The organism is Flammeovirga aprica JL-4 (assembly GCF_012844305.1).
Classification (GTDB): domain Bacteria; phylum Bacteroidota; class Bacteroidia; order Cytophagales; family Flammeovirgaceae; genus Flammeovirga; species Flammeovirga aprica.
This window is the reverse complement of the sequence record NZ_JABANE010000123.1, coordinates 1-23,914: the sequence shown is the minus strand read 5'-3', so window position 1 is coordinate 23,914 and position 23,914 is coordinate 1. Positions and strand designations below refer to the sequence as shown.

18 protein-coding genes are annotated in these 23,914 nt (G+C 35.7%); 9 read left to right on the top strand and 9 right to left on the bottom strand.

The annotated features are described in order from the left end of the window. Window positions 1–179: 179 nt before the first annotated feature. The 6 genes from ispG to HHU12_RS28570 all read right to left on the bottom strand — a co-directional run bounded on the left by ispG (window position 180) and on the right by HHU12_RS28570 (window position 9,512). Window positions 180–2,147: a (E)-4-hydroxy-3-methylbut-2-enyl-diphosphate synthase gene (gene ispG, locus HHU12_RS28595; RefSeq protein WP_169660157.1), complete on the bottom strand. Its 1,968-nt coding sequence runs from the start codon at window positions 2,145–2,147 to the stop codon at window positions 180–182. 209 nt (window positions 2,148–2,356) lie between these two features. Further along, on the bottom strand, window positions 2,357–3,277 hold the full coding sequence (locus tag HHU12_RS28590) for an AraC family transcriptional regulator (protein WP_169660159.1): 921 nt from the start codon (window positions 3,275–3,277) through the stop codon (window positions 2,357–2,359). Window positions 3,278–3,704: 427 nt separating this feature from the next. Next, window positions 3,705–4,190 (bottom strand): flavin reductase family protein, encoded by a 486-nt coding sequence (locus HHU12_RS28585; protein WP_169660156.1) that lies wholly within the window; start codon window positions 4,188–4,190, stop codon window positions 3,705–3,707. A 14-nt stretch (window positions 4,191–4,204) separates the two neighbouring features. Then, on the bottom strand, window positions 4,205–6,091 hold the full coding sequence (locus HHU12_RS28580) for a GAF domain-containing protein (RefSeq protein ID WP_169660155.1): 1,887 nt from the start codon (window positions 6,089–6,091) through the stop codon (window positions 4,205–4,207). A 37-nt stretch (window positions 6,092–6,128) separates the two neighbouring features. Further along, window positions 6,129–7,118: a DUF4249 family protein gene (locus HHU12_RS28575; RefSeq protein WP_169660154.1), complete on the bottom strand. Its 990-nt coding sequence runs from the start codon at window positions 7,116–7,118 to the stop codon at window positions 6,129–6,131. 3 nt (window positions 7,119–7,121) lie between these two features. Continuing rightward, entirely contained in the window at window positions 7,122–9,512 is a 2,391-nt protein-coding gene (locus tag HHU12_RS28570; RefSeq protein WP_169660153.1) for a TonB-dependent receptor, read from the bottom strand. Window positions 9,513–9,668: 156 nt separating this feature from the next. On the opposite strand from HHU12_RS28570, the gene HHU12_RS28565 reads away from it, so the two are divergent. The 4 genes from HHU12_RS28565 (at window position 9,669) to eno (ending at window position 14,540) form a co-directional block, all read left to right on the top strand. Beyond that, window positions 9,669–11,228 carry a glycerol-3-phosphate dehydrogenase/oxidase gene (locus HHU12_RS28565; RefSeq protein ID WP_317170548.1) on the top strand — a complete coding sequence of 520 codons (1,560 nt, stop codon included), beginning with the start codon at window positions 9,669–9,671 and terminating at the stop codon, window positions 11,226–11,228. 156 nt (window positions 11,229–11,384) lie between these two features. Continuing rightward, window positions 11,385–12,317, top strand: coding sequence for a T9SS type A sorting domain-containing protein (locus HHU12_RS28560; protein ID WP_169660152.1), 933 nt, complete (start codon window positions 11,385–11,387; stop codon window positions 12,315–12,317). A 63-nt stretch (window positions 12,318–12,380) separates the two neighbouring features. Beyond that, window positions 12,381–12,971 (top strand): HAD family hydrolase, encoded by a 591-nt coding sequence (locus HHU12_RS28555; protein ID WP_169660151.1) that lies wholly within the window; start codon window positions 12,381–12,383, stop codon window positions 12,969–12,971. A gap of 270 nt (window positions 12,972–13,241) precedes the next feature. Continuing rightward, window positions 13,242–14,540: a phosphopyruvate hydratase gene (eno, locus tag HHU12_RS28550; protein WP_169660150.1), complete on the top strand. Its 1,299-nt coding sequence runs from the start codon at window positions 13,242–13,244 to the stop codon at window positions 14,538–14,540. A 167-nt stretch (window positions 14,541–14,707) separates the two neighbouring features. On the opposite strand, the gene HHU12_RS28545 is transcribed toward eno, so the two are convergent. After that, window positions 14,708–15,613: an Rpn family recombination-promoting nuclease/putative transposase gene (locus HHU12_RS28545; RefSeq protein ID WP_169660149.1), complete on the bottom strand. Its 906-nt coding sequence runs from the start codon at window positions 15,611–15,613 to the stop codon at window positions 14,708–14,710. A 155-nt stretch (window positions 15,614–15,768) separates the two neighbouring features. Next, complete coding sequence (locus tag HHU12_RS28540; protein ID WP_169660148.1) at window positions 15,769–17,796, bottom strand: alpha-amylase family glycosyl hydrolase; 2,028 nt, start codon at window positions 17,794–17,796, stop codon at window positions 15,769–15,771. Between the two features lie 245 nt (window positions 17,797–18,041). Here HHU12_RS28540 and rpe point away from each other — a divergent pair, with 245 nt between their 5' ends. The 3 genes from rpe (at window position 18,042) to HHU12_RS28525 (ending at window position 20,670) form a co-directional block, all read left to right on the top strand. Further along, on the top strand, window positions 18,042–18,689 hold the full coding sequence (gene rpe / locus HHU12_RS28535) for a ribulose-phosphate 3-epimerase (RefSeq protein WP_169660147.1): 648 nt from the start codon (window positions 18,042–18,044) through the stop codon (window positions 18,687–18,689). A gap of 103 nt (window positions 18,690–18,792) precedes the next feature. Further along, on the top strand, window positions 18,793–20,067 hold the full coding sequence (locus tag HHU12_RS28530) for an aspartate kinase (protein ID WP_169660146.1): 1,275 nt from the start codon (window positions 18,793–18,795) through the stop codon (window positions 20,065–20,067). A 183-nt stretch (window positions 20,068–20,250) separates the two neighbouring features. Beyond that, window positions 20,251–20,670 carry a hypothetical protein gene (locus HHU12_RS28525; RefSeq protein ID WP_169660145.1) on the top strand — a complete coding sequence of 140 codons (420 nt, stop codon included), beginning with the start codon at window positions 20,251–20,253 and terminating at the stop codon, window positions 20,668–20,670. Between the two features lie 163 nt (window positions 20,671–20,833). Here HHU12_RS28525 and dapA read toward each other — a convergent pair whose 3' ends face one another. Then, complete coding sequence (dapA, locus tag HHU12_RS28520) at window positions 20,834–21,757, bottom strand: 4-hydroxy-tetrahydrodipicolinate synthase (protein WP_063850982.1); 924 nt, start codon at window positions 21,755–21,757, stop codon at window positions 20,834–20,836. Between the two features lie 156 nt (window positions 21,758–21,913). Between dapA and HHU12_RS28515 the strand changes: the two genes are divergently transcribed. Together HHU12_RS28515 and HHU12_RS28510 are read left to right on the top strand one after the other, a co-directional pair. Continuing rightward, complete coding sequence (locus HHU12_RS28515) at window positions 21,914–22,576, top strand: aspartate kinase (protein ID WP_169660144.1); 663 nt, start codon at window positions 21,914–21,916, stop codon at window positions 22,574–22,576. 55 nt (window positions 22,577–22,631) lie between these two features. Further along, the gene (locus tag HHU12_RS28510) at window positions 22,632–23,480 is read left to right on the top strand and encodes a bifunctional methionine sulfoxide reductase B/A protein (RefSeq protein ID WP_169660143.1); all 849 of its coding nucleotides are present in this window, start codon (window positions 22,632–22,634) and stop codon (window positions 23,478–23,480) included. Window positions 23,481–23,914 lie beyond the last annotated feature (434 nt).

Sequence of the window (23,914 nt, the reverse complement as noted above, 5' to 3'; positions counted from 1 at the left end):
GCGAATCAATTTTGCATCGATAAATTTGAGGAACCCGCGGTAGCGAAAAGAAAAAAACTGAAGGTTACCCACAAAAAAAGACCCAATAATTCTTAAAATTATTGAGTCTTATATCGAAATTAATTCACTGAAAAACTGTATCGTTTTTTCAGGACATTACAAATAACTAGATTGTTTTTTTATTGTGCTTCCACTTCAGTCTGAGGAGCGAACCAATTACCATCTTCATCAATAAGTTTGATTAGTTCGTCAACCGCATCAGCTTCAGGAACAGATCTTTTTACTACTTCCTGACCTCTGTATAAAGTGATTTTACCTTTTCCAGAGCCAACGTAGCCATAATCAGCATCAGCCATTTCACCAGGGCCGTTTACAATACAACCCATGATCCCGATTTTCACTCCTTTTAAATGATCTGTCCTTTGACGGATCATTGCAGTAGTTTCTTGTAAATCAAACAATGTACGGCCACATGAAGGGCAAGAGATATATTCTGTTTTTGTCATTCGGGTTCTAGCTGCTTGTAAGATTCCGAATGATAATCGATTACAGAACTCTATCGATTCCAGAGTGTTATCAGTACTTAATATCACACCGTCACCAAGACCATCAATTAATAACCCTCCAATATCCGTTGAACTGTAAAGCTGTAACTGATCATCTGTAAGTCCTTGATAATTTCTTTCAATGACAACAGGTGTTTTAATGTCAGTATTGTAAAGCGTAAATAAAAGGGCTCTTAGTTCAGGCATTGCATGAGCATTGCTTGTATGAATGATAAGAACTACATTTTTTAATTCCTGAAGAGCAGATAATGTTTCCTCATTGATTTGGTGAAAAGCTACTCTTACAAAGTTCAGTTCTTGATGAACATCTTTGTGGTTTAGAAATTCTGCTAATTCAAATAGAGGGTAAGTATCGTCTTCTTTTTTCCAAGATGAAGCATCGACAATATTTTTCAAGCCATTAGGAGCCATAAAAGGAAGCGTGCTCGCTCCTGTGTAGATATAATCGGCACCATGATCACTCATTGCCCATTTATCTGTAGCAGGTAAATAGTGATGACCAATAGCTTTTAAACTTTTCATTGTGATCTCCTCCACTTTAGAGAAATCAGCAATTACTCTCGGTACATTGTGATCTCCAAAGGTAGCGACCTCATTTGTTGCTCTTCTTTCGTATTTGAAAGGATTTTTTGGCGAAGAAGTAATAGGAGTATGGATTGCATTGCTTTCCTCACTTCTTGTGTCATACCTTTTGATCAAAGCCTCTGCAACTGGTGCCTCTGCTTCTGGAGCTTCAGTAAGCGAAACTCTAACGGTATCACCAAGTCCATCTTCTAAAAGAGTACCAATCCCCACTGCAGACTTTACCCTGCCATCTTCACCATCACCAGCCTCAGTAACTCCTAAATGTAGAGGGTAAGGTTTCAAACCCTCTTCTTCCATTTTCTGAACCAACAGCCTGTAAGCTTGAACCATCACTTGTGTATTGCTGGCTTTCATTGAAAGCACAATTTCATGATAATCCAATTCATCACAGATTCTGAGGAATTCTAAAGCAGATTCCACCATCCCAAGTGGAGTGTCGCCATAACGGCTTAAAATACGATCAGATAGAGAACCATGGTTTGTACCAATTCTCATAGCAGTGCCATGCTCTTTACAAATCTCTACAAGAGGGATAAATTTCTCTCTGATTCTATCGAGTTCAGCTTGATATGCAACGTCATCGTATTCTATGAAATCAAACTTTTTCTTATCGGCATAATTACCAGGATTGATTCTCACTTTCTCTACGATCTTAGCAGCAACTTCAGCCGCGTTGGGAGTAAAATGAATATCTGCCACTAGCGGTACATTATATCCTCTAGCTCTTAATCCATCTTTTATATTTTGAAGGTTTTCAGCTTCCTTTTTACTAGGAGCCGTGATTCTTACATATTCACATCCTGATTCAACCATTCTGATAATTTCCTCTATCGACCCTTCTGTATCCATAGTGTCCACAGTGGTCATAGATTGAATTCTGATAGGGTTGTCTCCTCCCATAGGAACTCCTCCAATATTAACGGTAACCGTTTGCCTTCTTTGATATGCGTTAATATTGTCGCAGTAGTTATATGTTTGAATATCTTCTTTTTTCATTGGAATGCTTGTTTGCGACAAAAATACAGATAAAATTTAGATTGAGAACAGAATAATTGTTATATGTTACCAATAACCAGAATTTTAATGTTTTGTTTATTTACGCTTCGATTTTGATTCAAAATGTTCAATCATAGCGTAGAAAAATGAGCATAAAAAAGAGGTCCTGAAATGAGGACCTCCATTTGATTTATATCTTTAAAAAGAGATTATACATTCATCAATGAATCTCTTCTTCTCATTTTTCCTGCAGGAATACCGAACATCATTTTGAAACGTCTACAGAAATAAGCAGTGTCTTTATAACCTACTTCAGATCCGATAGCACGAATACTTTTTCTTGATGTACGAAGCAGTTCAACTGCTTTTTCCATTCTTTGGTATTCAATGTAATCTTGAGGATTAATACCTGTCAGCATTTTGAAGTACTGCCCTACATAATCTTCTGATACATTGGCTACATTGGCAAGGATCTTATTCGAAAGATCACTTGATATATTGTCCTTGATGAAGTTGAAAATATCAATCAATCGAGGATCTTTAAAGTAATTGCTATTAGTGGCAATTTGCTCCACAAACAATTTCTTCTCTAATACATGTCTGAATACTTCAATTACAGCATATTCTGTAATATTAGTAGCAATTCTATCTCTACCAGGTTTGTCACCTAAAGATTCTTTGTAGATTTTATCAATCGCTTCACTGATTTCCTCATGTTTCGGTATGATGAAAGGAGGGATGTCAAGAGAGTTGAAGAAATTCACTGAATCAAAGGCCTTAGCGTCAAAAGTTACGGACGTAAAGCTAGTGTGAATAGTATGCAATGAGACGTCATCATTAATCTTTCTCAGATAAGAGTCTCTATCGTTGATAAAGCTCTCATTTGTTACTTCCGTCGTGTTCATATTACCAAAGGCAATCTCAATCGACTTACCTCCAGGAATAAATACAAGATCACCCGCATGAGCTACTTCATTCTCGTTGATAGTGATATCACCAGATTTAACTTGGATAAGGGTGTTTTGAACGTCATAAAAGTTAGAGACTTTTACTGAACGGATAACGTTTAGACTGTTTGAACGGATAAACTTAATGTTCAACGATTCAATGATTTTGTTGTAATCTTCTATCATAGTCATTGTAATTAAAAAGGAGAAATAACTACTACCTACTTAGGCAATGGGTTTCGACATCAGTTATACAAAATGTGCAATTTTTTTCTATTACTTATAATCAATTTTGTGTGTAATAATAGGAGGATAACCATGTAGTTTATAGTTATATTATAGTTCCAATACTTAAATAAAGTAATAATGGATCTTAAAATCAAGCATTTTTTTATCTTTTTTTTAAATAATGAATTAAGATCAATCTTGGTATTGTGCAAATTTGTATAAAAATTATCTTTTTTGAAAGAAATACTTAAAATTATATTTATCTAATATTCATCTTTTTTGTGCTGATTGGAGGGTATAAAAAAAGCCCAATTCTTATTGAGCTTTCTTTGTTTTAATGGTAGATACGATAATCTACACCAATATTTTCGTCCTTTAAAATCTAACTTTGAACGGTTGTATACTGCCCTTGACTGTATAATAAAGGTTTATCATTTTGATTTTCAGTGTTTTTTATGCTGATGATGTTCCCAATGAAAATACTGTGAGTATAGCCATCATAAGCTTCTTGGAGTTCACATTCAATGTTGGCCAAGGCGTGTTCTAACACTCGGCTTTCTTCTGAAATTTCCCATGCCCCAAGTTGAAATTTTTCTTCACCCTGCAATCCTTTGTAGCCTGCAAAACAGTTTGAAATTTCAGACATATCTTCTCTCAAGATGTGAACGGAAAACTTTTTATTTTTCAATACTTGATCATGAAATTCTCCATTTTTGTTTACTGACACTAATAAGCTGGGTGGTGTGTCTGAAAGCGACGTGACGGCTGTGGCTGTAATTCCATTTCTTCCTGCATCTCCATCTGTAGAAATGACATTGACAGTGGCAGCTAGGTGCCTCATAGCCTCTTTAAAAAGTTGTTTGTCCATTTATGTGATAATAACTACGAATTCTTTTTTATTTGTTGATGAAGGCGTCCAATTTCAAGTTCAAGCTCAACAATTTTTTTCTTTGCATTGTTAAGTTCTTCCTTAGTACTGATCATAAGACTCAAACTTTCCTTCATTGTTTTCTCTTGTATAACTAATTGTTCGTTCTTTAGTTGTGCTTTATCCAATAAAATACGAAGTTCTTTTTCTTTTTTGTCCTGTTCTGAAATATCCTGTATATAGGCAATTCTTCTCACACCTTCATTATTAGTAATTTCAGTGATGAAAATCAAAGCGGTAAAGACATCGCCAGAAGAACGTTTTAATTTCATCGTTCTCCTATTATTAATTGCCCTGTCATAACTCTTACCCAATAGTTCAGATATATTTCTTCCATCAGCAACAATACCGATTTGGAAGATATGAGAGGCGGCAGGGTTTAATTTTAAAATTTCTCCCTCTTCGTTGAAGGCGATCATGGCATCCATTGCTCTTTCAAAGAATAAAAGGCTTTCTTCTTCCTGTGCTTCCAATTGCACCTGTTTGGCCTCCATTTCCTTTTTAGTGACCTCAAGCAACTCCATGTTTTCCTTTAGAGTTTCTTCTTTGTCCTTCAATTCTTGATTGGTTTTCTGAGCATCGTCTAATAACTCATTCGTTCTAATTGTTGACTGAATTGTTCGAATTGTCAAAGCAATTGAAGGAGCTATTTCCGTAAGCAAGGCTTTTTCCTGATCGTTGTATTCTCTGATTGAACCCAGTTCAATTACACCCACCACATCATTTTTAATGGCAAGCGGAACAAGAAATATATTTTTAGGAATTGCTTCACCCAATCCAGATTGAATAGGGGTATAGTCAGATGGAATCTCTGAAATTAAGGTAGGGGTGTTTTTTAAAAAAACTTCACCCACTTGTCCTTCACCTTTTTTGTACACATCACCTACTTTTTTTCTTCTATGCTGACTATAGCAAGCTGTGATTTCTAAACAGTCTTTCTCTTCATTATAAAGATAAAAAGCACCTAAAGTAGATTGAGTATATTCCGTTATTTCACGAAGTGTTTTAGTAGAAAGTCTTTTAATATCTTTCACAGAAAGTAAGAGTTCACTGATAGAAGATAACCCAGAGGCGATCCATCCTTGATTTTCTACATTTTCTTTCTGAATACGTACTTGATCACGCATGGAGATCAGTAAGTTCCCTAAAATGTCGTTCTCATGAATATTATACTTCTCATAGAGCTTCCCATTTTCAATATCCTGAGCAAGTTTTGTGTTTTCATCAATATGCATCTGATCTTCCAGGAAGATAGCGTAACGTGCATTTCTGAAACTTTGCTTTTTTAATTGATTGGCGATAAATACACATGCCAGATAAAAACTCAATGCTACAAGAGGAATGGAAACAATACCTTTAAAAGACCTTGTGGTCAAACTTTCTTGATAAACTTGAGTAAGCCACATATCTGATCCTAGAAGTGCCAATGAAACATACATTAGCACGGTCAGCATAAAATAAACAGTGAGCAGGTTGGTATTTTGATATAGGGATAGAAGAGCCAGTATACCGAAAAACGCAAATTGACCATAGGGGGTCTGTGGAGACACCATGAGGTACTGCACTTGATAGAGGAAAAACGTGAATGCTAAAATATATCGTGTGGAAGATGTATTCGTAGAGCTGTAAAGCAATATGAAGTAAACAATAGAACTTCCGGCAGCAAGTGCCAGTGCTAAAATCCAGTTTCCCGATTCAAAAGATAAGCCAATTGCTAAAATGAAAGACCCTATAAGGGTATATTGCATTGCTCTGTCTAATCGTTTGAAATTTTCATAATAATAACTTTCAACTCTTTCCCGGGTAGGTGTGAATTTATCTACTTCTTGCTCTATTGACATATCAAAAAATTTTAAACCAAATAGCCTCTATTTGTTTCTAATCTTCATAAGGAGGCTTAGTAGTAATACGAAATCCTTTGGAAGATATTGCCGAACCACAAAAAACACCAACAGCTAACCCTACACTTTGATCATTTGCAGGGATAATGTTGGTTGGAACATTTGCTAAAGGTCTAGCAAAAAGTCCTCCATTTGACATTTGTTGTCTTGATTGGCTTAAAAAATCAAAAGCATTTTCTGTGATAGAGTGAATTTCAACACGAACCGAATCGTTTATTTCATAGATAGGGAAGTTGTTCTCAACTTCTTCTTCAGTACGGCTGGGATTTATACTTGTTCGAATAGGAGGAATAAAATAGGTGTCTTGAGTGATAATGTCGCCAAAAGTGCTTCTTCCAGGTGTAATGTCAAAAGCAAGTGACATCTCATTTCTTTTATTTAAAAAGTCACCATTCTTGTAAGTTCTTATCCAGTAACAGTCAGCTGGTCCTGCAAAGTCCTTGGCCCATAATTCTCCAAAAATCATATCTTCTACCTCCGTTTTACCTCTTGATGTTTTAAATACAAGAGAATCGATAGGAGGTACTCTTTCCAAGGAAGTGTAAGATTCGAAAGCTAATTCCTGACCTTCAAAATCTACTGAAACTTCAAGTTTATAGTAGTTGTCATATCTTCCGTCTCCATCTCTATCAAAATCACTAGGTCTTTGTCTTACTATTAGCGTATCAGCCAAAGTAGAGGGAGTCCAAGTATAATAGCCATCACTTTCATAGTTGAACTGTATTGTTTTGTTATTCACTAAATCTATGATCTTGACATCGGCATTTTCTACCAATGGAGGTGTAGTGGGGTCAAAGTACCCATTAGTGGTAACGAGTCGGATGCGTTGCTTTTCAAATTGATTATTGATAAAGCCGTCCACTACAATTTGTGTTTGCCCTTGCGGAAGATCTATGGTAATAATGTCCTCGCAGGAGGTTGATAACAAAATGAGCAGGAGAAATAAATATATATAGTGATTTTTCATTGCTTACCATTTGAAATTAAATGAAACAGAAGGGATAATATTAGCGAGTACAGAAAACTGTATTGCTTGGTTAGGAGCCGGTTGCCCTTGGGGCGGTCTTTCCTCTGAAGGAAGAAAGTAAATGGAATAAGGGTTTTTTCGGGCATAGGTATTATAAAATCCAAATACCCAGTAATGATGCCACCTTCTGTTAGGTTTCTTTTTCCCTTGTAAAGTTGCAGAGACATCCAGACGGTGATAATAAGGAATTCTTTGATTGTTCCTAAGGCCATCTACATTATGAGGAACTCCATAACCTTGTACCTGAATCTGATTGGTAGGGAATGTAGAAGGTGTGCCACTGATCAATGAAAAGTTGGCAGCAAACGACCATCTATCATTAAGAGTATAAAAATTACTCAATGTGAGGTTGTGAGCTTGATCAAATCGACGTGGATAGTACTGACTTTGATTTATGCCTTCAGTGATCTGTTCTGATCGTGCCAATGTGTAGCTTAACCATCCCGTATATTTTCCTTTTTTCTTTCTTAAATAAAATTCAATACCATAAGCTCTGCCAGTTGAATTTAATAAATCACCTTCAAGATTAGGATTCAGCAATAAATCTGCACCATTGATATAATCGATGAGGTTTCGCATTGGTTTGTAATATACCTCTGTCGAAAATTCAAACATGTTGTCATTCATGTTCCTGAAATAACCTAAAGCATATTGATCACCACGCTGAGGAACAATATTATTTGTACTTGGTGACCATATATCTAGTGGAGAAGCGGCAGATGTATTAGAAATCAAATGAATATACTGTGCCATGTGGGTATAGCTGGCCTTAAAGGAATTTTTCTCATTGAATTGATATTTGATAGCAAATCGAGGTTCTAAGCTGAAATACGTTTCCACAGGTTCCCAGTCATCATAAACTTTTTCTGAACCAGGTATAGGGTCTCTTCTTGTATTGGGAATGACTGCCTCCTCGTACTCATAGGTAGTAACCGGCCCTAAATAAGTGAAAGAACTTCCTCTTATGCCATATTGTATAGTTATTGCTTTAGAAATTTTATGGTCATTACCTATGTAAATAGCATTCTCCAAAGCATATTGATTTTGCAGTGCGAAAGGAGGTAACTCTTGTCCACCACTTTTAGCAGTAGTTGTTCCAGGGGAAAAATCATAATAGATAGACTGTCCACCAAATGTAACAGTACTATGATTTCCTAAATACCATGTGAATTCAGGCTTTACAGAATAAGTTTTTACTCTTGATTTCCAGTTAAAAGCATCCGTATCATCTTGCTGGAAAGTCAAATTATAATCATAATCTGAGATATAAGCAGTGGTATTAAGGAAAAGTTTATCATTAAATAAATGATTCCAACGGAACGTACCCGTTACATTTCCCCATCCTGAGTCGAAAGTTCCAGCGGCGCCGAAATTGTCTCTTCCCCAGTAGGCAGATAGAAAGATCTTATTGTTTTCATTTACATCATAATTCAGCTTTGCGGTAAGATCCCAGAAATTGAATTTCGAATCTCTAAGGTCTTCCTCTAAAAAAGGTTTAGCAAGGATATCGATATAAGACCTTCTACCTGCAATAAGAAATGACATTTTATCTTTTATAATAGGAGCTTCCACAGTAAGTCGGCTAAAAATAACTCCAATACCGCCTTGTACAGTAAGCTGTTTCGAATTACCTTCTTTCATTCGGACGTCAAGAATAGAAGATATTCTACCTCCATATTGAGCAGGAATACCTCCCTTAATTAATTTCACATCTTTCACTGCATCAGGGTTGAATACAGAGAAAAAACCGAAAAGGTGTGAGGAGTTGAAAACCGGAGCTTCATCCAAAAGCACAAGGTTCTGTCCAATTCCACCGCCTCTTACATTAAAGCCCGTAGCACCTTCACCTACAGAACTTACACCGGGTAATAACTGAATTGATTTGATGATATCGACTTCACCTAAAAGGGCAGGGATTTTAAGAATGGTTTCTATTTCCATCTTTTGTGTACTCATTTGTACATCACTCACATTGGCATCTTCTCTCTCTCCAGTAATAAGTACTTCATCAAGTTCTGTTTCATTCCCCGTCAGTTCGATGTTTAATTTTTTATTCTCATTGAGATTTATTTTTTTGGAGAAGTTTTGAAAACCAACAAATGTTGAGGTAATAGTATAGACACCTTCTGGAAGTGTCAATGAATAAAAACCATAGGAGTTGGTTACAACACCAGCTTTTAATTCATTGGCATAAATAGTAGCACCTATTAGTGTCTCGCCTGAAGTACCATCTTTTATATAGCCACTTAAAGTATAGTTTTTTGTCTGACCATAAAGAAAAGAAGAAGTAAATAGACAAAAGATAATGAGAGTAATACGTTTAACTTCTGACATGTAGTTTACTAAAAGGGTGGTTAAATTAATGTAATATTACAATTACTAATTAAGAGTTAATTTGTTTATTAAAAATAAAAAAATAAATCAAAAAGACGAGATTCTTATTAAATTACTTTTACAAAATACCATAAAATGACACTTTAATACTAAGATATGATGAACAGGAATAAGATGTTAGAAAGCTTGAGGAGCACCGATGAGTTTGATGTGATCGTGATAGGCGGTGGAGCTTCGGGTTTGGGGACTGCTTTGGATAGTTGTTTGAGGGGATACAAGACTTTGTTATTAGAACAGCATGATTTTGCGAAAGGGACTTCAAGCAGGAGTACAAAATTAGCTCATGGAGGCGTACGTTATTTAAAGCAGGGGGATGTGGCCATGGTAAGGGAAGCATTAAGAGAAAGAGGATTGATGAAAGAAAATGCTCCTCACTTGGTACATGACCAGAAATTTATTGTCCCTGTTTATGATTGGTGGGATGCACCTTTATATACAACAGGCTTAAAGGTGTATGATGTAATGTCTGGTAAATTAGGTTTAGGAGCCTCAGAAATGATATCTAAAGAAAGTACATTGGAGCATATTCCTAATCTTAATCAGGAAGGCCTCAGAGGTGGTGTGAGATACTATGATGGGCAGTTTGACGATGCGAGATATGCAATTACTTTAGCATTGACAATCAATGATTATGGCGGAACAATTTTGAACCATGTAAAAGTAACGGGACTCTTAAAAGATGAAGAGGAAAAAATTTGTGGTGTCAATGCAAAAGATACATTAAGTGATGAGATTTTTGAGATAAAAGGAAAAGTGGTTGTCAATGCAACAGGTGTTTTTGTCGATAAAATTCTGAAAATGGACAACGAGGAGCACAAAAGAATGGTCAGTCCTAGTCAGGGAGTTCACATTATTTTAGATAAAGAATTTCTTCAAGGGGCCTCTTCTATAATGGTGCCACGCACAAGTGACGGAAGGGTGTTGTTTGCTGTGCCTTGGTATGATAAAATTGTAGTAGGGACCACAGATACTCCTCTCAAAAAAGTATCACATGAACCAAGGGCATTGGAAGAAGAAATAGATTTTATTCTTAAAACAGCGGCTCAGTACCTCAATAAAACACCTACAAGAGCTGATGTGAAAAGTGTATATGCAGGTCTTCGCCCATTGGTTAAAAAGCAAAAAGCGGAAACTAAAAATATTTCAAGATCCCATAAAATCGTAGTCAGTGACTCTAAACTTATTACAATAGTTGGAGGAAAATGGACGACTTACAGACAAATGGCAGAAGATGCCGTAAACACCATTGAAAGAGTAGGTAGATGGGAGCCTGTAAAATGTATTACTAGAGAAGTATTACTTCATGGGTATAAGAAAGGTATGGACAGATCCGATGTAAGAAGTGTTTATGGTAATGACTTAAGTAAAATAGAAGAACTGTCAGATAATGTGCCTTCCTTAAAAAAGAAACTTCATAAAGACCTGCCTTATACTTTCGCTGATATTTACTGGGGAACGGAGTTTGAAATGGCAATGACATTAGAAGATGCTCTTGCTCGGAGAACCCGTTGTTTGCTATTGAACGCGAAGGCAAGTATTAAGATAGCACCAAAAGTAGCTAAACTGATGTCAGGAATTTTGGGTAAAGATGAGGAATGGGAAAACGAGGAAGTCAAGAAATATAAAAAGTTAGCAAAAGGGTACTTATTATCCTAGTTATTATTGATAATCTAATACCTGCCAGCAAGATGACCCTTTTAAGGAAATGAGTGGTCTTTTTAAGGTAAACGAATTCGAAATAAGTTAGTTAGATAGTATACAATTGAATGAATAATACATCCAAAGTATATTAGATCACTAACTTGTTTTGTTATGAGACGATTTTATTTGTTATATATCTCTTTGATAGCTTTCTTTTCGTGTTCCAATCTTGAAGAGTTGCCGGTTGGGGTGAAACCTAATTTTGAAAATACTGAAATCAACATAAAGAATGATACCACTATAAATGGTATTAATTTAATTTGGTCCAATGTGACGATACATGAAAATGTACAGGTTGATATTATTACGGGGCAATTGACTTCATCAAAGTTGATCATGATGGAGGGTGCGTCTATTGTAATTCACGGGAGTGTGCATATGACTGATGTGCTATTTGAAAATGAAGGGTATTATAGTATTTGTGGAAAAGAAGGAGTTAGAATAGATGTGGATGGGAAAGAGTATATCATGCCTGAAGGAGGTACATGTTTTGACTCTGGAGATGATTTACCTGTCGAATTGCTTTATTTTAATACCACTTTAAAAGAGCAGAATGTTTTGATGGAATGGGCAACTGCAACAGAAATTAATAATAAAGGGTTTGCAGTGGAAAGGAGTATCGATAAAAGGGAATGGTCAGAAATTGCCTTTGTAGAAGGAGCAGGAAACTCAAATAGTACTATTGAATATGATTTTCAAGATCTAGAAGTTCCTAATGCAAGTATAGTTTACTATCGATTACGACAAGTAGACTTTGACGGTGCTATGACAATTTATGGCCCAAATGCTGTTTCAAATTCAGAATTGACACCTGAGTTAAGTATTTATCCTAACCCTATAGCTTATGGTGAAAAACTCAATGTATTGTCAAATAGTGATGGTTTTCAAGTACAGTTATTTGATACATCAGGCAGGTTGTATGGGCAGCTTTCAACTGAGAATATTTTTATGGAGATACCTATGATTTATGGTTCCGGACTTTTTATTGTAGAGGTGAAATCTTATTCAGGAAATATAAAGACAGAGAAAGTAGTTGTCAATTAATTTCAAAAGGCTTCAAGAGAATTCCCTTTTTTCTTTAGTTTTGTTGAAAATAAATATCTAGAAATGATGAGCAAGACAATTAAAATCCCTCAAGGTATCCAAGGTTTAATTTTTGACATGGATGGAACATTGGCAGATACTATGCCTACACATTATTTGGCATGGAAAAAAACACTGGCCTCTGTAGGGTACGACTTTTCAGAAGAGGAATTCTATAGTTTGGCAGGGATGTCAACAGAACGAATTCTAAAGAAAATAGGAAAGGAGCATAATATTGAGATGGATGTTCCAAAATTAGCTGATCAAAAAGAAAAAGAATACTTGGAGCTGATTGGTGACGTGAAGCCTGTCGAGCCTGTTTTTAAAATAGCAGAAGAATATTACGGTAAAATGCCAATGGCAATCGGTACTGGAAATATTGATGAATTGATAGAGCATACACTAACGGCTCTTGGAGTTTATCATTGGTTTGATGTAAAAGTAGGGGCTGATCAGGTGGAAAATCCAAAGCCTGATCCAGAAACGTTTTTACAATGTGCAATTCGTATGGGAGTAGAGCCACGTTTCTGCTTAGTGTTTGAAGATGGAGAGCCAGGAATTCAAGCAGCAAGAGCGGCAGGTATGAAAGTAATTGATGTAAGAGAGTATTTATAATATTTTCATTGTATTTCACTGATTTTAAATAGGTTAAAGTTACACTTATTAAAATATTATATTAAATAAATGTTAAATTATTGTATTTGACGAATGTTTGAGAAATCAGTGGAAAGAGTGTAAACGGGTCAAAAACAAAGGATTATTTAATGATCTAATTGAAACATATTGATGTCTTTGAGCTAGACTGACAATAGTCATGTTTTAAACCGTTTCCATTCCCTAGTATTGTATCGTTTTAAAAATCAATAATAAAAAAATTACGAAGACATGAGTTTAATCGTAGACGTTCACGCAAGACAAATTCTTGATTCAAGAGGTAATCCTACTGTAGAAGTTGACGTAACAACTGAGACTGGTACTATTGGCCGTGCTGCTGTTCCTTCAGGAGCTTCAACTGGTGAGTACGAAGCAGTTGAATTACGTGACGGTGGTAAAGATTATCTTGGAAAAGGAGTTTTAAAAGCTGTTGAAAACGTTAATGAAATTATTGCTGAGGAATTAATCGGTGCTTCTGTATTTGAGCAAAACGCTATCGACCAAGCAATGATCGCTTTAGACGGTACTCCAAATAAAGCAAAATTAGGTGCTAACGCTATCTTAGGTGTTTCACTTGCAGTAGCTCACGCAGCAGCAGCTGAGTTAGGTCTTCCTTTATATAGATATGTAGGTGGTGTTTCAGCAAACACAATGCCTGTTCCAATGATGAACATCATCAACGGTGGTTCTCACTCTGATGCTCCTATCGCATTCCAAGAGTTCATGATCCAACCTGTATCAGCTACAAACTTTACTGATGCTATCCGTATCGGTTGTGAAGTATTCCACGCATTGAAGAAAGTAATCCACGACCGTGGTCTTTCTACTGCAGTAGGTGACGAAGGTGGTTTCGCTCCAGCTTTCGATTCAACTGAGGATGCTTTAGATTCAGTAAAATTAGCAGTTGCAAACGCTGGTTACGAGTTCGGTAAAGACATCACTATCGCTTTAGACTGTGCTGCTTCTGAGTTCTTCGTAGACGGTAAGTACAACTATGAGAAATTTGGTGACATGAAAGGTGGTATCAAAACTTCTCAAGAGCAAGCTGAATACTTAGCAGCATTAGCTGAGAAATACTGTATCACTTCTATCGAAGACGGTATGGATGAAAACGATTGGGATGGTTTCAAGAAATTGACTGACCTTTGCGGAGATAAAGTACAATTAGTAGGTGACGATTTATTCGTTACTAACGTTGAGAAATTAGAGCGTGGTATCAACGAAGGTATTGCTAACTCTATCCTTATCAAAGTTAACCAAATCGGTTCATTAACTGAAACAATTGCTGCAGTTGAGATGGCTCACAGAGCTGGTTACACTTCAGTAATGTCACACCGTTCTGGTGAGACTGAGGACAACACTATTGCTGACTTAGCAGTAGCATTGAACTGTGGTCAAATCAAGACTGGTTCTGCTTCTCGTTCAGACCGTATGGCTAAGTACAACCAATTACTTCGTATCGAAGAAAAATTAGGTTCTACTGCTAAATACTTAGGTTTGAAAGCATTCAAGCAAGACTTCAACTTCTAATTAGAAGTTAATCATATTTTCGCACTGTAACTAGGTTGCAAGTCGAGTTGGAGGCTATCCTTTTGGGTAGCCTCTTTTTTTTACATGAAAAAATCCAACAAAATAAATCAGCTTAAATGATTATCATGTTGGATATATAAATAGTAAATGACTTTTTTCAGTATAGCTTATAGTTTTATTTTCTTGACCTCTTCAATACTTAAGCCTGTACTTTCTGCAATTTGTTCAAGAGTGAGGTTAAGTTTTAAAAGGTTTCTAGCAGTTTCAATTGCTTTTCTTTTTTCTCCAATTTCAATACCTTCTTCTCTTCCAATTTCAAGCCCCTCTTCTCTACCAATCTCAATGCCTTCTTCCTTAGCGGTATCGAGGGAGTTATGTAAATCTCTATAATACTTTAAAGAGTCTTCATAGCTTAATAGTTCCTTTCTCGTCATTTTAGCGACTTCAGCCGTTTCAAAAAATGCATCAAAGATTTTTCCTTTCAGTTCTTTGGGACGATTATCAAGCGTGGCCAAATTTTTAATAACATAAAGCCATTTATCAAACTTTGTTTCTAACTCAGAAAGCTTTTTATTAAAATTAGGCATGGCCAAATAGGTGAAAGTTAACTTGTTGTAGAATATCTTTTGAGTATCTATATCAGTTAATTTTACATCGTAGCGATATTTATTTTGCCCTTTATCTTCTTCGAAAACAAAATCAAGGATAGCGATAGTGTATACTGCTTTTAGTTCATAATTCCATTCGGAACCTTTCCTAGCTTGTTCTTGAATAGGGAATGTAGAATAATATAAAGCTCTGTCTTTAAAGAAATTTTGTTTTGTTTTTTGTAATTCTACAATAAATTTCTCACCTCTTTCATTTTCACAGTACAAATCAAATATAGCTTTTCGATCTACTTCACCGCTTCCTAAATGTTCATTTTTCAAATAAGTCATAGACTTAATCTCACCTTCATGTTCACGTAGGAGCTCATTTAAAAAATCCATTAAAATAGCTTTGCTCGGCTCTTGTCCAAACAACCGCTTAAAACCAAAGTCGGTAAAGGGATTGATATATTTTTCTTGTAGCATCGTTATTTTCTTTTGAGCAAATGTACGAATTTAATGAGTGAAAAAGGAATAGTTCTTTTTTCTGCTCTTATCGAAATCAAATTAAAGAAAAAAGGCTGATCCATACCGTAACAGTACAAATCAGCCTTAAAATATATTGTAATATATAGACTATATTAATCTACTTTTTTGAAAACCACTGCTGATCTATTCACATTGTAAATCGAAATGTGTTTATCTTCATCAGTAAAGAATTTACTAGAAGAATCTACACGGTTATGTCCACCAAACTGATTGTCATCTGAACATAATACAATCTCATAAGTACCGGCTTCACCAACATAGAATTTATAATCTGGAAGTGAATTAGTAGGAGAGAAGTTGAAAACAAAAACAAGATCACCTTTCTTGAAGCAGATCGTTTTATTTTCAGTATCCATGTTCAATAAGTTTACTGGAGTGTGTTCAGCTAATAAATTATGCTCTCTTACCAAGTGAACCATTGCACCATCAAAGCTATTTAATTTTTGATAACGCAAGAATCCATTTTCCACTAATGACCATTGACGTCTAGCATATTGGTAGCTCCATCCATTACCTTCTCTTGGGAAGTCGATCCATTCAGGGTGGCCGAATTCATTGCCCATAAAGTTAAGGTAACCTTCACCTCCAAGAACACAAGTTAAGAAACGGATAATTTTATGAAGGGCAACACCTCTGTCAACCACAAGGCTTCCACTTTCATTGTCCATGCCTGTATACATTTCTGCATCCATTAACCACATGGCAATTGTTTTATCACCAACTAATGCCTGATCATGTGATTCAGCGTAAGCAATAGCTTTCTCGTTGGCTCTTCTGTTTAGCATTACGCTCCAAAGATCCCAAACATTCCAGTTTTCATCTTGTTGTTCTTCAAGAAGTTTTACCCAGAAATCTGGAATACCCATGCTCAAACGGTAATCAAAACCAACACCACCTTCTTCAGATGCTCTACTCAATCCTGGCATACCCGAAACATCTTCTGCAATAGAAATAACGTCAGGTTTGATAATGTGAGCTACTTCATTGGCTAATTGTAAATAACGTACAGCATCTACATCAACGCCCATATTGAAGTAATCATCGTAGCTACCAAAGCCAGCGTGACCATGGTGATGATACATCATAGAAGTAACACCATCAAAACGGAATCCGTCAAAATGGAATTCTTCTAACCAATATCTAACATTTGACGCAAGGAATTGAATTACTTCCCATTTCTTGTAATCAAATAACTTTGAGTCCCAATCTGGGTGATCACCTTTTCCGCCAGTGTGGAAATATTGGTAAACAGTTCCGTCAAACTCATTGATACCTTCATTATGGTTTTTAACCGCATGAGAATGCACAATATCCATAATTACAGCAATACCCATAGAGTGTGCTGTTTTAATCAATTGCTTTAATTCTTCTGGCGTACCAAATTTTGAGGTAGCAGCGTAGAAATTACTAACATGATAACCGAAAGAACCATAATAAGGATGTTCTTGAACGGCCATCAATTGAATACAGTTGTATCCTAAATCTCTAACTCTAGGTAAAACATTTTCAGTAAACTCAACATAAGAACCCATTTTTTCTTCTTCTTGGGACATTCCAACGTGAGCCTCATATATAATTGGAGCTTTGATCGATTCAGTTTTGAAATTATCGTCTGACCAATCAAAATTTGTCTCTTCACTAAACCATAACTGTCCTTTGAAGTTAGGTGAGTTAGGTTCTTGTACAACTCTAGTAATGTAAGCTGGAATTCTGTCATTATCACCTGCTTGGGATAATACTCTTACTTTAACAAAACTTCCGTGTACAAATGTGTCTTTGTATTCATCTTTTGGAAGGAAAATCTCCCAAACACCATCCCAGTGCAGTGACCCTTCAATTTTTCTCAAAGGATGACTATCTCTATTCCAGCCGATAAAGTCACCAGTCAGATATAAGGCATGAGCAGCAGGAGCCCATTCTCTATACCACCAACCGTTGTTTGTTGCGTCGTAGTTAAAGCCTAGAAACTTATGAGCACCAGCAAATTCATATATACTTCCATACTTATCATTCAGGTCATTTTTAAGTTGCTCGAAGCTGTTTATTCTAGCATTAATCTCTTCAGTTTGCGGCTCCAACCATGGGTCGTCCTTAACTAGTTTTGGTAATTTTGTACTCATTATTTTTTAGATGTGATAAACAAATAACACGAACGAAAGTACTAACATAGTCAATGTTTCGGACTTCTCAATTTAAGTGTATAAATTACGTAATGATAATATGTATTAAAGTGCTGTTTTTCAATGTGTTTCTTTGTTTTTTGTTAAGACTTAACAATTTAGAAAACGAAAAATATTTTATTTTACAATAAAGAAATACCAATTCTTTTTTTGTTACACGGTTGAAGTTTATTTCTTTTGCGCTTATGAAAACTTTAATTGCACCTTCAGTATTGGCAGCAGACTTTGCAAATTTGCAGAGAGACGCTGTAATGCTTAATGAAAGCCAAGCAGATTGGTTTCACATTGACATTATGGACGGAATGTTTGTTCCGAACATTTCTTTTGGATTGCCAGTATGTGCAGCCATTAGCAAGCACGCTAAAAAACCTATGGATGTTCACTTGATGATTGAACAACCTGATCGTTATCTTGAAGACTTTAAGAAAGCAGGTGCTGATATGATTTCAGTACATGCAGAAGCTTGTCCTCACTTACACCGTACTATCCAAAAAATCAAAGAATTAGGATTGAAAGCAGGTGTGGCACTTAATCCTCATACCTCAATTGACTGCTTGAGATACTTATTACATGAAATTGACTATGTATGTATCATGTCAGTAAACCCAGGTTTCGGAGGTCAGAAATTTATCCCTACTACTTACCAAAAAGTAAGAGACCTGAAGGATATGATCGATGAAGCTGGAGCTGAAGTATTGATTCAGATTGATGGAGGTGTTGACGCTTCCAATGCGGCTAAATTAAAAGAAGCAGGTGCTTCAGTTTTAGTGGCAGGTAGCTATGTTTTTGGAGCAGAAGATCCGAAAGCAGCAATTGAGAAAATAAAACTTTAATATCAGGTAAGAGGTAAGAATTATGTGGAAAGAAGGGGGATTTACATTTCTTTTTCAGACCTTAAAAAATCTTACCTCTTTCACTCTAACCTAAAAATAATTGATGCGTGTATTTAAATTTGGTGGGGCATCTGTGAAAAGTGCTGATGCTGTAAGAAATGTTCAGAAGATCATTGGACAATATTCGGATCAGAAAGAGTTAGTGGTGGTGGTTTCTGCAATGGGTAAAACTACTAACCTGATGGAGAAAATTGTGTTGGATGTCATAAAAGGAGAGCCTTTTGAGCATCATATTGAAGAGCTAAGGATATTTCATTCCACTATAGCTAAAGAGCTATTCCAAAATCCTAAAGCCAGTATTTTTCAACAAATTGAAAAACTCATTGTTGACCTTGAGGGAAAACTAAGACTCCGTTATTTTTCAGAAGAAGAACTTTACGATCAGGTTGTATGTTATGGTGAATTATTATCTACACACATTGTTTCTGCTTACCTGAATCAAGAAAATATACCGACTCACTTTCTGGATGCAAGAATCTACATTCAAACCGATGATAATTGGAGAGAAGGTAATGTGGATTGGACTTGGACGGAAAGAATGATGAAAGCGGATGTGCCACAACTAATTAAAGAAAATGTTGTGGTGACCCAAGGTTTTATTGGAGGTACGATCAACAATAAAACTACAACATTGGGAAGGGAAGGTTCTGATTTCACGGCAGCCATTTTTGCCTACTGTTTGAATGCGGAAAATGTTTGTATTTGGAAAGATGTCCCAGGCATTATGAGCAGTGATCCTAGAAGAGTTGAAGATGTGACACTGTTTCATGAATTGCCCTATAAATATGCGGCTGAATTAACTTATTATGGAGCATCAGTTATTCACCCTAAAACCATTCGACCGCTTGCTCTGAAAAATATACCATTGCATGTCAATAGTTTCTTAAATCCTGAAGAAAAGGGTACTGTGATTGGTGATTTCAAGTCTTCACCTACTTTACCATCCATCATTTTTAAAACCAATCAGGTAATCATAAGATTTGAAGAGAAGGATTTCTTAAATGTAAGTAAGGGTGATCTGGGTTTGGTTTTTAGTGAGTTTTCAAAATTGAATATGAAAGTGAATTTGATAAAAAATAGTGCACTTTCACTTTCTATTTGTACGAATAACGAGCCGAAAAAAATACAGAAGCTCAAACAACTCTTCCATGATAAATTTAAGATTGAAATTGTGTATCAGATGGAATTGGTTACTGTTAAAAACTATAAGGAAGATATTATTCAGCAATTGGGTATCGATTTGTCAAAAGTATATATGAGACAGATTTCTTTTGATACATTACAAATCGTGTTGAAGAAGGAAGATTTAGACCTCTAAAAACCTTTCAAAACTTTAAAAAAAATGTGCAAAATGTTGCATTTTTAAAGTCTATGAAAAAGAGATTTTTATGTCAAACATTACTTTGTATTAACAAAAACTATTACCTATTTTTAATTCATAGACGAAATAATTCTTTTATCTTTAGCGTCTAATTAGAAATACATTTACACATTTATATTTATGGATACAACTGCAATTGATAAAGCACTAATTGAAATTATTGAGAAGCGTAATCAGCTTAACGCTTTATCGTATGAAGATGAGTCTTATGATGATATTGAGGATGAGCTTCATGATTTAGAGGATGACTTTATTGATGAACACGGAGAGACATTAGAAGACATCATCGGTGATGTACATGAAGATTTCTCTGTGGATACAGACGTATTATCTCCATTAAGTTATATCGCTCAAAGTTATATCAAGACAGGGGACAATGAAGTAGGTGCTCAGTTTGACTGTGATCACGGCCAAGGAGTTCCTGTAGAGGTGGATGACTTGGAGAGAAAACCAACAAAATTGGTGATTATTCCTAATCCATTGAGAATTATCCTTAATGTGGATAGCAAGAATAGAAAGATCGTTTGGCAAAACAGCTAAACTTATTTCAAGATATTGAGTGCAGTTAAAAATAGTATTTTAGCCAGTACTTATAAGTCCCATAGGTTTTTACTTATGGGATTTTTTTGTGCCTGAAAATTTGGTCATAAAAAAACACCTCAACATAACGTTAGAGGTGCTTATAGATGTGATTGTGAATCTTTTATATCGCGTATTTTGCATCAAAGTTGGATACAAAAATTGATTTTCTACTTGAAATTTTGATTGCTTCATACATAGAAGAAAGTTTTTGTTCCAATTCCTCAGAACCTTCCACCAATGGAAGTCTAACTCTCTTGCCACAGATACCTGCAATATCTAACGCTAATTTGATTCCGACAGGGTTACCTTCTTCAAATAAAGCATCAGTGAAATCTAGCATCTCAGACATTTGCTTCGTTGCTAATTTAACATCACCGTTTAAAGCGTTTTTAACTGTTGAGCCAAATTCTTGTGGTAAAACATTACCCAAAACAGTAATAACACCATTACCGCCAACACCAAGAATCGGTACTGTTAACGCATCGTCTCCAGAAATGTAAAGGAAATCATCAGGAGTACTGCTGATCACACGCATCGCTTGAGCAAGGTCTCCACCGGCATCTTTAACACCAAAAATGTTTTTGTGCTGAGAAAGCGTAACAATCGTTTCAACACTCATGTTTACACCCGTTCTACCTGGAACATTATATAATAACACAGGTAGAGGAGAAGCGTCAGCAATAGCTGTGTAATGTGCTACAATACCCGCTTGTGTAGGCTTCACATAGTAAGGACAAACAGAAAGGATAGCATCTACCCCAGAAAGATCCCAAGTAGTTAGTTGTTCAACTACTTCAGCAGTGTTGTTACTGCCAATACCAAACATGATTGGCTTTTCAGTAGGATTGTTTGACTTTACAAAATTTAAAACCGCACGTTTTTCGGATTTGGATAAATTTGCACTTTCAGCTGTTGTTCCATTTACTACCCAATAGTCAGCATCCTTTGTGTGCTCTAAAAGTTTCTTTAAAGCAGGAAAATCTATCGTGTTTTCTGATGTGAATGGTGTCACTAATGCAATACCTTGTCCAATAAACGTTTCCATGATTATAAATTTATATGAATTTTGATGGTGTTTCTCTTTATATTTTACGAGAACAAAAATAAATAGATCTATTAATTGCTCAAATTTACAATAAAAAGAAAACCTTTTCGTAACAAGTTGTTATATTTATAACTTCAAGAAATTAAATATTAGAAAATGATAACAATTGCAGAGGCTGTAGAAGAGATTGTACGTAAATCTCCGTTCCTAGAAGAGGCGATCGTAGATGGTATTGTTAATTACACAGGATTGGCAAGACAGATTATGCCAGAGGTGGAAGACAAGTTGATGAAGGATGTTCAAATCGGTGGTGTAGTGATGGCAATTCAGCGTTTGAGACCCAAATTATCAAAGTTAGATATTGAACATGAAGTGCTCAATTACCTAAAGAAAATGGGTGAAATTATTGTCAGATCTGATTTAGTCGATTACACTTTTAAAAATTCACCAAGCTTGATCGGAAAGCAACAGGAATTATTGAGATCCATCCAAGGCGAAAAAGATGTTTTTCAGGCGTCTTCAAAAGGAGTGTATGAAACGAACATTGTAACCAGTAAAAAAATGCTGGATCAATTATTAACTATTTTTGAAGGAGAGGAGATCATCAGTAGAAAAGAAAATCTAGCATCTTTAACAATGAGATTGCCACAGGACAATACTTCCGTTCCGGGTATCTATTATTATTTATTGAAAAAAATTGCTTGGGAAGGAATCAACATTGTAGAGGTAATTTCAACGACCAACGAGTTTACGTTGATTCTTGCTAAACGTGATGTGAATAGAACTTTTAGTCTTCTTCATAACCTTGTGAATGATTAATTGTTATATAACTATCAATTAATACGATTTTACACCAAAACTAGAGCATCAAGCTATGAAAAAATTAACACCCTTTGAAGAATGGGTTATTGTCAATAAAGGGACAGAAAGACCCAATACAGGAAAATATAATTTACATTCAGAACCGGGAACTTATACTTGTAAAAGATGCGATGCTCCTTTGTACAAATCAGATCATAAGTTTGAGTCTTCTTGCGGATGGCCAAGTTTTGATGATGAGATACCCGGGGCAGTAGAAAGAGTTCCTGATGCTGATGGGCAGAGAGTAGAAATTCTTTGTTCCAATTGTGGAGGTCATTTAGGGCATGTTTTTGAAGGAGAACAGCTAACGCCCAAAAATGTTAGACATTGTGTGAATTCAGTGTCTATGAACTTTGAAGGAAATGAAGTCAAGAATCCTAAAACAGCCATTTTTGCTTCGGGTTGTTTCTGGGGAACTCAATTCTATTTCTTAAGATGGAAAGGAGTGATTTCATGTGATGTGGGCTACATAGGGGGAACAGTTGATAATCCTACTTATAAAGAAGTATGTACTGGACAGACAGGACATGCAGAAGCTGTAAAAGTAGTATATGATTCAGATAGAGTTAGTTTTGAGTCGTTGACCAAACTCTTTTTTGAAACGCATGACCCTTCTCAAGTAGACCGACAAGGACCGGATATTGGAACACAATACCGCTCAGAGATTTTTTATATGGACGAGAAACAAAGGGAAGAAGCCATACTGTTGATTGCTCAGTTAAAAGCAAAAGGTTATGAAGTTGTGACAAAACTTACACCAGCAGAAAATTTAACTTTCTGGAAAGCCGAAGATTATCATCAAGATTATTACGAGAAAACAGCAGGCTTACCGTATTGTCATATTTACAAGAAAAAGTTTTAAATTAAATCTGTAAATTTAGGCCCAAGTATTCAAGATAAAGAACTACTTGGGTTTATTTTTTAGCTAAGTACATTGTAAACTAAGTTTTCGTTATTTATGGTAATTAGAAATCAGGAGATTTCCGATGATCATGTTGGATACGAATGGCACTTACGCTTAACATTCGTGCTAGTGGGCTTTCTACCTAATTCGTTTGGTAGCACTTCTTCGGCCTTGAAGGGAAAAGCGTTAAGAATTTTATGTATTGAGCCGTAAAAAATGATTTTTTGTTTGAGCAAAGCGAGTTTAAAATCATTTAGGCGAAAGGAATGGAATTTAGCTTTTGCAATCAAAGCCTTGACTTTTTTGCTTCGTTTTTGTGTTAAGACAAAACCTTAGATTTATAGTGTTGTATTTATCTAAGATGGTAAATTGCTTTTTAAAACTAGGGTAAA

Excerpts from the sequence above, each read along its gene's own strand:
- ispG (WP_169660157.1), bottom strand. The coding sequence starts at position 2,147 with ATGAAAAAAGAAGATATTCAAACATATAACTACTGCGACAATATTAAC.
- HHU12_RS28585 (WP_169660156.1), bottom strand. The coding sequence starts at position 4,190 with ATGGACAAACAACTTTTTAAAGAGGCTATGAGGCACCTAGCTGCCACT.
- HHU12_RS28580 (WP_169660155.1), bottom strand. The coding sequence starts at position 6,091 with ATGTCAATAGAGCAAGAAGTAGATAAATTCACACCTACCCGGGAAAGA.
- HHU12_RS28575 (WP_169660154.1), bottom strand. The coding sequence starts at position 7,118 with ATGAAAAATCACTATATATATTTATTTCTCCTGCTCATTTTGTTATCA.
- HHU12_RS28570 (WP_169660153.1), bottom strand. The coding sequence starts at position 9,512 with ATGTCAGAAGTTAAACGTATTACTCTCATTATCTTTTGTCTATTTACT.
- HHU12_RS28565 (WP_317170548.1), top strand. The coding sequence starts at position 9,669 with ATGATGAACAGGAATAAGATGTTAGAAAGCTTGAGGAGCACCGATGAG.
- HHU12_RS28560 (WP_169660152.1), top strand. The coding sequence starts at position 11,385 with ATGAGACGATTTTATTTGTTATATATCTCTTTGATAGCTTTCTTTTCG.
- HHU12_RS28555 (WP_169660151.1), top strand. The coding sequence starts at position 12,381 with ATGATGAGCAAGACAATTAAAATCCCTCAAGGTATCCAAGGTTTAATT.
- eno (WP_169660150.1), top strand. The coding sequence starts at position 13,242 with ATGAGTTTAATCGTAGACGTTCACGCAAGACAAATTCTTGATTCAAGA.
- HHU12_RS28545 (WP_169660149.1), bottom strand. The coding sequence starts at position 15,613 with ATGCTACAAGAAAAATATATCAATCCCTTTACCGACTTTGGTTTTAAG.
- HHU12_RS28540 (WP_169660148.1), bottom strand. The coding sequence starts at position 17,796 with ATGAGTACAAAATTACCAAAACTAGTTAAGGACGACCCATGGTTGGAG.
- rpe (WP_169660147.1), top strand. The coding sequence starts at position 18,042 with ATGAAAACTTTAATTGCACCTTCAGTATTGGCAGCAGACTTTGCAAAT.
- HHU12_RS28530 (WP_169660146.1), top strand. The coding sequence starts at position 18,793 with ATGCGTGTATTTAAATTTGGTGGGGCATCTGTGAAAAGTGCTGATGCT.
- HHU12_RS28525 (WP_169660145.1), top strand. The coding sequence starts at position 20,251 with ATGGATACAACTGCAATTGATAAAGCACTAATTGAAATTATTGAGAAG.
- dapA (WP_063850982.1), bottom strand. The coding sequence starts at position 21,757 with ATGGAAACGTTTATTGGACAAGGTATTGCATTAGTGACACCATTCACA.
- HHU12_RS28515 (WP_169660144.1), top strand. The coding sequence starts at position 21,914 with ATGATAACAATTGCAGAGGCTGTAGAAGAGATTGTACGTAAATCTCCG.
- HHU12_RS28510 (WP_169660143.1), top strand. The coding sequence starts at position 22,632 with ATGAAAAAATTAACACCCTTTGAAGAATGGGTTATTGTCAATAAAGGG.